Annotated in this window: 5 protein-coding genes and 1 tRNA gene; 4 read left to right on the top strand and 2 right to left on the bottom strand. The window is 66.2% G+C overall.

The window, feature by feature from the left end; all coding sequences use genetic code 11:
• The 4 genes from KGM94_RS20665 to KGM94_RS20650 form a co-directional block, all read left to right on the top strand.
• Window positions 1-924, top strand: a 924-nt coding sequence (locus KGM94_RS20665) for an efflux RND transporter periplasmic adaptor subunit (protein WP_300263548.1), incomplete at its 5' end; no start/stop codon positions are given.
• A gap of 42 nt (window positions 925-966) precedes the next feature.
• Window positions 967-4089: an efflux RND transporter permease subunit gene (locus KGM94_RS20660; RefSeq protein ID WP_300263546.1), complete on the top strand. Its 3123-nt coding sequence runs from the start codon at window positions 967-969 to the stop codon at window positions 4087-4089.
• Between the two features lie 3 nt (window positions 4090-4092).
• Complete coding sequence (locus KGM94_RS20655) at window positions 4093-7194, top strand: efflux RND transporter permease subunit (RefSeq protein ID WP_300263544.1); 3102 nt, start codon at window positions 4093-4095, stop codon at window positions 7192-7194.
• 48 nt (window positions 7195-7242) lie between these two features.
• Window positions 7243-7983 (top strand): tRNA-uridine aminocarboxypropyltransferase, encoded by a 741-nt coding sequence (locus KGM94_RS20650; RefSeq protein WP_300263542.1) that lies wholly within the window; start codon window positions 7243-7245, stop codon window positions 7981-7983.
• 81 nt (window positions 7984-8064) lie between these two features.
• On the opposite strand, the gene KGM94_RS20645 is transcribed toward KGM94_RS20650, so the two are convergent.
• Both KGM94_RS20645 and KGM94_RS20640 read right to left on the bottom strand, forming a co-directional pair.
• Window positions 8065-8138 (bottom strand) — tRNA-Cys (locus tag KGM94_RS20645).
• 128 nt (window positions 8139-8266) lie between these two features.
• Window positions 8267-8617: a MarR family winged helix-turn-helix transcriptional regulator gene (locus tag KGM94_RS20640; protein ID WP_300263540.1), complete on the bottom strand. Its 351-nt coding sequence runs from the start codon at window positions 8615-8617 to the stop codon at window positions 8267-8269.
• Between the last annotated feature and the right edge of the window lie 184 nt (window positions 8618-8801).

Below are 8801 nucleotides of genomic sequence, written 5' to 3'. Positions count from 1 at the left end.
TACCAGGCGCAGTACGACCAGGCCGTCGCCAAGAAGGCGCAGGACCAGGCGCAACTCGCCAACCAGCGCATCGATCTGACGCGCTATGAGCAGCTCGCGGCGTCCAATGCCGGCTCCAAGCAGCAGGCCGACACCCAGCGCGCGCTGGTCGCCCAGACCGAGGCGCTGGTCAAGGCCGACCAGGCCGCGATCGACAATGCGACGGCCACGCTCGGTTATACCAGGATCGTGGCGCCGATCTCGGGCCGTGCCGGCCTGCGCCAGGTCGATCAGGGCAACATCATCCACGCTTCCGACACCACCGGTCTCGTCGTGCTGACCCAGTTGCAGCCGATCGCGGTGCAGTTCAGCCTGCCGCAGCAGCAGATCATGCGGGTGAACGCCGCAGCCGCCAAGGGCCCGCTTCCGGTCGACGTGTTCGGCAATGATGGAATCACGGTGATCGATACCGGAAAATTGAGCGGCATCGACAACCAGGTCGATCCCACCACCGGCACGCTGAAGCTGAAGGCCGAATTCCCCAACGCCGGCTACCAGCTCTGGCCGGGCCAGTTCGTCAACGTCAGGCTCAAGGTCGAGACGATCGAAAAGGCGCTGGTGGTGCCGACATCGGCGGTGCAGCGCGGCCCGGTCGGGACCTTCAGCTACGTGATCGGCGAGGGCGACCTCGTCTCGGCCAAGCCCGTGACGGTGACGCAGCAGAACGAGCATGACGCCGTCATCGCCAGCGGCCTGTCGGCGGGCGATCGCGTCGTCACGACCGGTTTCGCCAACCTGTCGGACGGCTCGAGGGTGATCATCGGCCGCAGCGACCAGACGCCATCGCTCGATCTCGCGCCGCGCAAGCGCAGCCGTACGCCGCAGGCCGGCGAAGGACAGGCCAAGGACGGACAGAAGGGCAATGGAGCGAAGAAGCAGCCATGATCCCGGCATGCGCCGTCTGAGGGGCGGGAAGGCGCGGACAGGATGAGCGTCTCCGAACCATTCATCCGCCGACCGATCGCGACCTCGCTGCTCGGCGTCGCACTGCTGATCGGCGGGGCGCTCGGCTATTTCGCGCTGCCGGTCTCGGCGCTGCCGCAGGTCGACTTCCCGACCGTGCAGGTGACGACGCAATTGCCGGGCGCGAGCCCCGACGTGATCGCCTCGCTGATCACCGCGCCGCTGGAGCGGCAGCTCGGGCAAATTCCCGCGCTGTCGTCCATGAACTCGACGAGCTCCTACGGCGTCAGCCAGATCTCGCTGCAGTTCGACCTCAACCGCGACATCGACGGCGCGACGCAGGACGTCCAGGCCGCGATCAACGCCGCGGCCGGCGTGCTGCCACGGAGCCTGCCGTATCCGCCGACCTACGCCAAGGTGAATCCGGCCGATGCGCCGGTCCTGACGCTGGCGCTGCGCTCCGAGACGATCTCGCTCCGGGTGATGAGCGACATCGCCGACACGATTTTGGCGCAACGGCTCAGCCAGATTTCCGGCGTCGGGCGCGTCACCGTGCTCGGCGGGCTGAAGCCGGCGGTGCGGATCCAGGCCGATCTGGCCCGGCTCGCAGCCTACGGGATCGCGATGGAGGATATGCGCTCGGCGATCGCCAGCGCCAACGTATCGGGACCAAAGGGCGCGCTGCACGGCGCGCAGCAGTCCTATACGATCGCCGCCAACGACCAGATCGCCGCGGCGGAGGCCTACAAGCCCATCATCATCGCCTACCGCAACGGCTCGCCGGTGACGATCGGCGACGTCGCGCAGATCGTCGACGGGCTGGAGAACGACCGTACCGGCGGCTGGTACCAGGGCACGCCGGCCGTGATCATCGACATCCAGCGGCAGCCCGGTGCCAACGTGATCGATGTCGTCCGCCAGATCAGGGAGGAGATCCCGAAGGTCCAGCGCGCGATCCCGGCCGGCGTCAACCTGACCGTGGTCTCGGACCGCACCGTCACCATCCGCGCCTCCGTCCACGACGTGCAGTTTACGTTGATCCTGAGCGTGGTGCTGGTGACGCTGGTGGTGCTGCTGTTCCTGCGTTCGCTGCGCGCCACGATGATCGCGGGCGTCGCGCTGCCGCTGTCGCTGATCACGAGCTTCGGCATCATGTATTTCTCGGGCTTCAGCCTCGACAATCTGTCGCTGATGGCGCTGACGATCGGCACCGGGTTCGTGGTCGACGACGCCATCGTGATGATCGAGAACATCGTCCGCCACATGGAGAACGGCGAGAGCGCGATGCAGGCTTCGCTCCGCGGCGCCAGCGAAATCGGCTTCACCGTGATCTCGCTGACGGTGTCGCTGATCGCGGTCTTCATCCCGCTGCTGTTCATGTCCGGCCTGGTCGGGCGGATGTTCCGCGAATTCGCGCTGACGCTGACGATCGCGGTGGTGACTTCGGCGATCGTGTCGCTGACGCTGACGCCGATGATGTGCTCGCGCCTGCTCAGGCACGCCAGCGAGGAGCTGGTGGTGCCGGGGCTCGCCGCGGTGAGCCGGCTCATCGACCGCATGGTTTCGTTCTATCACTGGACGCTCCTGTGGGTGCTGGAGCGCCAGCGCGCCACGTTGATCGTGACGTTTGCAACCCTGGCCGCGACGCTGATCCTGTATGTCGTCGCGCCTAAGGGTTTTCTGCCGCTGCAGGACACCGCTTCGATCACTGCGGTGACCGAGGCCGGACCGGACGTCTCCTTTGCCGAGATGCAGAGCCGGCAGACCCAGGCGGCCGAAACCATCAAGGCCGACCCGGACGTGGTCGGCGTCGTCTCGGTGATCGGCGCGGGCTCGGTCAATCCGACCACCAATGTCGGGCGGCTGGTGATGACCCTGAAGCCGCGCGGCGAGCGGCGCGACGACGTCGCCGTGGTGGTGGCGCGGCTGAAGCAGCGTGTGGCCGGGATCCCCGGCATGACCGTCTACTTCCAGCCGGTGCAGGACGTGCAGATCTCGACCCAGTCGAGCCGCTCGCAATATCAGTACACACTGACCGGAACCGACGCGGCGCTGGTGTCGGAATGGGCGCGCAAGCTCGTTGCCGAGATGCGGCGCGATCCCTTGTTCCGCGACGTGTCCTCGGAGGCCCAGGAGGGCGGTTTGCGGGCGCAGCTGGACGTCGACCGCCAGCGCGCCGGCCAGCTCGGCGTCAGCCTGCAGGGCGTGACGGACACGCTGAACGACGCCTTCGCGCAACGGCAGATCTCGACGATCTACGGCCAGGCCAACCAGTACCGCGTGGTGCTGGAAGCATTGCCGATGTACCAGCGCGATCCCTCGATCCTGAGCAAGCTGTACCTGCCGGGCGTCGCCGGCGCGCAGGTACCGCTCTCGGCGGTCGCGACGCTGACGCGGACCACCGCGCCGCTGGCGATCTCGCATCAGGCGCAGTTCCCGGCGGTTTCGCTCAGCTTCAACCTGGCGCCCGGGGCCGCGCTCGGCGACGCGGTCGAGGCGGTCAAGACGATCGAGACCAGCATCGGCATGCCCGGCAGCATCGTCGGCGTCTATGCCGGCGACGCCGCCGAATTCGCCAAGGCGCTGGCAGGCCAACCCTGGCTGCTGCTCGCCGCCGTCATCACCATCTACATCGTGCTCGGCGTGCTCTACGAGAGCTACATCCACCCGATCACGATCCTGTCGACGCTGCCGTCGGCCGGCGTCGGTGCGATCCTCGCCTTGGTGCTGTTCGGTCAGGACCTCTCCGTGATCGGGCTGATCGGCATCATCCTGCTGATGGGCATCGTCAAGAAGAACGCCATCATGATGATCGACTTCGCGCTGGACGCGGAGCGGGGGCAGGGGCTGCCGGCGACGGAAGCGATCGTGCAGGCCTGCCTGCTGCGCTTCCGCCCGATCATGATGACGACGCTGGCGGCCCTGTTCGGCGCGCTGCCGCTCGCCGTCGAGAGCGGCACCGGCTCGGAGCTGCGCTTTCCGCTCGGCATCTCGATCATCGGCGGCCTGCTGCTCAGCCAGTTGCTCACCCTCTACACCACGCCGGTGATCTATCTCGCGCTCGACCGGATCAATCGGCGGCTCGAGCGGGCGCTGCCGCCGCCCGAACCGGAGACGCCGGCGGCGGGCGCCACCGAGGGCATGTGAACGATGGCCTCGATCTCGGAGCCGTTCATCCGCAGGCCCGTCGCCACCACGCTGCTGTCGATCGGGCTGTTCCTGCTCGGCGTCGTCGCGTATGCCTTCCTGCCCGTGGCGTCCGTTCCCAACGTCGATTTTCCGGCGATCTTCGTCTCGGCCACCCGGCCCGGCGCCGATCCGTCGGTGATGGCGGCCACGGTGGCGGCGCCGCTCGAACGCCGGCTCGGCGAGATCGCGGGGATCAACCAGATCACCTCGACCAGCACGCTCGGCGTCAGCCGCATCCAGCTCCAGTTCAACATCGGCCGCAACATCGACCGCGCCGCACGCGACGTCCAGGCGGCCATCAACGCTTCGCTCGCCGACCTGCCGAGCGACCTGCCGACGCTGCCGCGCTTCCGCAAGGCCAATTCGGCGGCAGCCCCCGTCTACGTCATGGCGCTCACCTCCAGGACCATCTCGGCCAGCGCCATCTATGACGTCGCCGACACCGTGCTGGCCCAGCGCATCGCCCAGGTGCCCGGCGTCGGCGACGTCACGGTGAGCGGCGCCGATCAGCCCGCGGTGCGCGTCGCGCTCAATCCGGTCGCGCTCTCCAATGCGGGCATATCGACCGACGACGTGCGCACCGCCATCATCAATGCCAACCCGCTCGGTCCCGTCGGCATCTTCAACGGCGAGCGGCTGAGCGAGACGCTCGGGCTGAACCGGCAGATGCGCACCGCGCAGGAATTCCGCGACATCCTGATCAAGAGTGCGAGCGGCAATTTCCTGCGGCTGTCCGACGTCGCCGACATCGAGGATTCCGTTCGCAACGCGCGGTCGTTCGCCTGGTTCAACAAGCAGCCGGCGGTCATCATCCAGATCACCAAGCAGGGCGATGCCAACGTCATCGATACCGTCGACCGGGTCAAGGCGCTGATTCCCAGCCTGCGACAGTGGATTCCGGCGGGCGTGGAGGTCTCCACCCTGGTCGACCGCACCGGCACGATCCGCGCCAGCGTGCTCGACATGCAATGGACGCTGCTTGCGACCGCCATCCTGGTCATGGTCGTGGTGTTCGTGTTCCTGCGCCGGATGACTCCCACCATTGCCGCAGGTGTTTCAGTGCCGCTGGCGTTGGCCGGGACCTGCGCCGGCATGTGGGTCGCCGGCTACTCCATCGACAATCTGTCGCTGATGGCGCTCGCGGTCTCCGTCGGCTTCGTGGTCGACGATGCCATCGTCATGATCGAAAACATGTTCCGCAACCTCGAGGAGGGCATGCGGCCGTTCCAGGCGGCGCAGGAGGGCGCGCGGCAGATCGGCTTCACGGTCGTCTCGATCAGCCTGTCGCTGGTCGCGGCGTTCACGCCGCTGATCTTCATGGACGGCATCGTCGGCCGCCTGCTGCGTGAGTTCTCGTTGACGCTGACCTTTGCCATCGTGGTCTCCACCCTGGTCTCGCTCACCGTGACCCCGATGATCTGCGCGCACTACATCGGCCGGACAACGTCGGGCACCGCAACGCTGTTCGACCGCGCGATCGAAGGCTCGCTGTCGCGCATCGTCGACTTCTATGCCCGGACGCTGCGCACGGTGCTGGAGTTTCCACTGCTGACGCTGCTGGTGTTCTTCGCCACCATCGGCCTGACGGTGACACTCTACGTCAAGACGCCGAAGGGCTACTTCCCGACCGACGATTCCGGCTTCGTGATCGGGGCGACCCGCGCCTCCGCCGATATCTCGTTCCAGTCCATGCTTGGCTTGCAGCAACAACTCGCCGATATCGTGATGGCCGATCCGGCGGTCGCCGGCATCGCCTCGGTGCTCGGTGGCGGCGGTCCCGGCGGGGCGACGTCGAACCGCGGCACCATGTTCATCAGCCTGAAGCCGCCGGAGGAGCGCGACCACACCTCGACCGCGCTCGTCATCGACCGGCTGCGCCGCGCCCTCTATCGGGTGGCCGGCATCCGGCTGTTCATGTTCGCGGCCCAGGACGTCCGCGCCGGCGGCCGGCAGAGCGATTCCGACTACCAGTACACGCTGTCGAGCACCGATCTCAGCCTGTTGCAGCAATGGGCGCCGATCGTGGCCAAGCGCATGGAGACGGTCGAAGGCATCACCGATATCTCCAGCGATCGCGATCCCGGCGGCCTGCAGCTCAGCCTGACGATCGATCGCCAGGCCGCCTCCCGGCTCGGCGTCCGCGTCCAGGACATCGACAATGCGCTCAACAACGCGTTTTCGCAGCGCCAGATCTCGATCGTCTACACCCAGCGCAACCAGTACATGATCGTGCTGGAGACCGACCCGAAATTCCAGGTCGATCCGTCCAATCTCGATCATATCCATGTCGCCGGCGCCAACGACGTGCAGGTGCCGCTGTCGGCCGTGGTGCATGCGGCGCGCGGGCTGGCGCCGCTCGCGGTGTTCCATTCGCAGTCGTTTCCCTCGACCACGGTGTCGTTCAACCTGTTGCCGGACGTGCCGCTCCAGGTCGCAACATCAAACATCCAGCGCGCGGTGGAGGAATTGCACATGCCGGAGGGCATCCGCGGCAGCTTCGACGGCAATGCCGGCGATTTCGCCAGGACCAGCGGCCGCCAGCCGCTCCTGATCCTGGGCGCGCTGGTCGCGATGTATATCGTGCTCGGGGTGCTCTATGAGAGCCTCGCCCATCCGCTGACGATCATCTCGACCCTGCCGTCGGCAGGGCTCGGCGCACTGCTCGCGCTGCAGATCACCAATACGCCGCTGACGGTGATCGCCTTCGTCGGCATCATCCTCCTGATCGGGATCGTCAAGAAGAACGGCATCATGATGGTCGACTTCGCGCTCGATGCCGAGCGCCAGCGCGGCCTGTCCTCGGCGGAGGCGATCTTCGAGGCCTGCCGGGCCCGCTTCCGCCCGATCCTGATGACGACCATGGCGGCGCTGTTCGCCGGCCTGCCGCTGGTGATCGCCACCGGCCCCGGCACCGAGCTGAGACGGCCGCTCGGCATCACCATCATCGGCGGCCTGTTCGTGTCCCAGATCCTGACGCTCTATACGACGCCGGTGATCTACCTCCTGATCGACCGGCTGCGGCGAAGGTCCGGACCGCGCGCGGTTCACGTGCCGGCGGAATAGACGCATGCCGGGTTGTTGCCGCGTGACCCGAAGCGTATAGCGGCCGCCATGTCCGTCCCATCAGAGGCCACGACCGCCGCGCCTGAGCCAGTCGCCGAGTGCCCGCGGTGCCAGAAGCCGCTGCCGCTCTGCATCTGCGACAGCGTCACGCCGCTTCAGAGCCGCATCGCGCTCCTCATCCTGCAGCATCCGCAGGAGCAGGACAGGGCGCTCGGCACCGCGCGGTTGACCGCGGCGCATTTCGCCAATGCGAGCGTGCGGGTCGGCCTGTCCTGGCCGAGCCTTGCCAAGGCGCTGGGCCGGCCGGTCGCCGATCCCGCGCGCTGGGCCGTGCTCTATCTCGGCTCGGTTCGGGCGGCCGATCTGGACACCGACAGCGACGTCGTCGCGCTGACGCGCAAGGGCGAGATCGCCGACAATCAGCGGACCATTCTGAATGCCATCGAAGGCGTGGTGCTGCTCGACGGGACCTGGAGCCAGGCCAAGGCGCTATGGTGGCGCAATCCCTGGATGCTGAAGTGCCAGCGCGTGATCCTCAATCCGGCGCGTCCCTCGCGCTATGGCCGGCTGCGCCGCGAGCCGCGTCGCGACGGGCTTGCCACGATCGAGGCCGCCGCGCTGGTGCTGGCGAGCCTGCAGCGGCGCCTGGACATCGCCGAGACGCTCCATGCGAGCTTCGAGCGGATGTTGACCCGCTTTCGCGAGGTGCAGGCCGCGATGCCCGAGCTTGCGCCGCGGCCTGCTCCCAAAGGTCGCCGCCGGCAGTTCCAGCGCCGCAAGCGTTCATAGGCATTCTGGAATGCCAAGCCGACGCCACGCTCAGTTCGCGTCGTGTTTCAAGGCGAAAGCTTAAGTGTTTGATTTGATTGTTGGAGGCCACGACCAGAATTGAACTGGTGTAAACGGTTTTGCAGACCGCTGCGTAACCACTCCGCCACGTGGCCCCACTGGGGTTTTCTCTAGACAGTTCCGAAACTTAGTGCAAGTGCTAACCCTTACGCTAGTGGAGGGGATATTGTCACTCGTGCCAAATGTTCTTGTTCCGTTTTCGTTCTTAATGAGCAGTGTTCACTTACCGTTCAATCGCCTCCAATAGACGCTTGTAGAATGCTACTCCAAGAGGAGTAAGCGTGAGTTCTTTGAAGCGTCGGTCGTAGTCGTTCTCGACGGCTTGAATGAAGCCGAGCCCCTTCCCCCTGTCGTAGCGCCTGGAGGTCCAAAACGAGATGTTGCGGGAGATCGCGGCGTTGCTGAGGCCCAGTTCGATCTCGACATCCTTTTGAGTGCATTTGCCGCGACGTGCGACAAACAAAAAGGCCGAGACAGTATGGACATGTACTCCTCCGACTTCCTTCGAGATCAGCTCCAGTGCGCGAGTGAGGCGTTGTATAGACACGTTGTAGGCCCTGAGTGGTGTGTTCATGAAGTCTCTCGAAACCGCGATAGTTGCGATGCCGAAAAGTGACCGCAGCTCTACACACATCTCCTGGAAGTTTGAAGGTGGGAACTCCCCATGTCGGGGATACGCAGCGGTCACGCACACCGTTGCGTAGGGCAGCGCTGTGTCGCCCTATCGTCGGTTGCTGAAGTGGATATGCGCTCGTCCC

Origin of the sequence: Bradyrhizobium sp. (assembly GCF_028868675.1) — a bacterium.
GTDB lineage: Bacteria > Pseudomonadota > Alphaproteobacteria > Rhizobiales > Xanthobacteraceae > Bradyrhizobium.
This window is presented reverse-complemented; position numbering and strand designations above follow the sequence as displayed.

Bases quoted from the DNA above. Each gene is read 5' to 3' on its own strand.
- KGM94_RS20640 (WP_300263540.1), bottom strand. From the start codon at position 8,617: ATGAACACACCACTCAGGGCCTACAACGTGTCTATACAACGCCTCACT.
- KGM94_RS20655 (WP_300263544.1), top strand. From the start codon at position 4,093: ATGGCCTCGATCTCGGAGCCGTTCATCCGCAGGCCCGTCGCCACCACG.
- KGM94_RS20660 (WP_300263546.1), top strand. From the start codon at position 967: ATGAGCGTCTCCGAACCATTCATCCGCCGACCGATCGCGACCTCGCTG.
- KGM94_RS20650 (WP_300263542.1), top strand. From the start codon at position 7,243: ATGTCCGTCCCATCAGAGGCCACGACCGCCGCGCCTGAGCCAGTCGCC.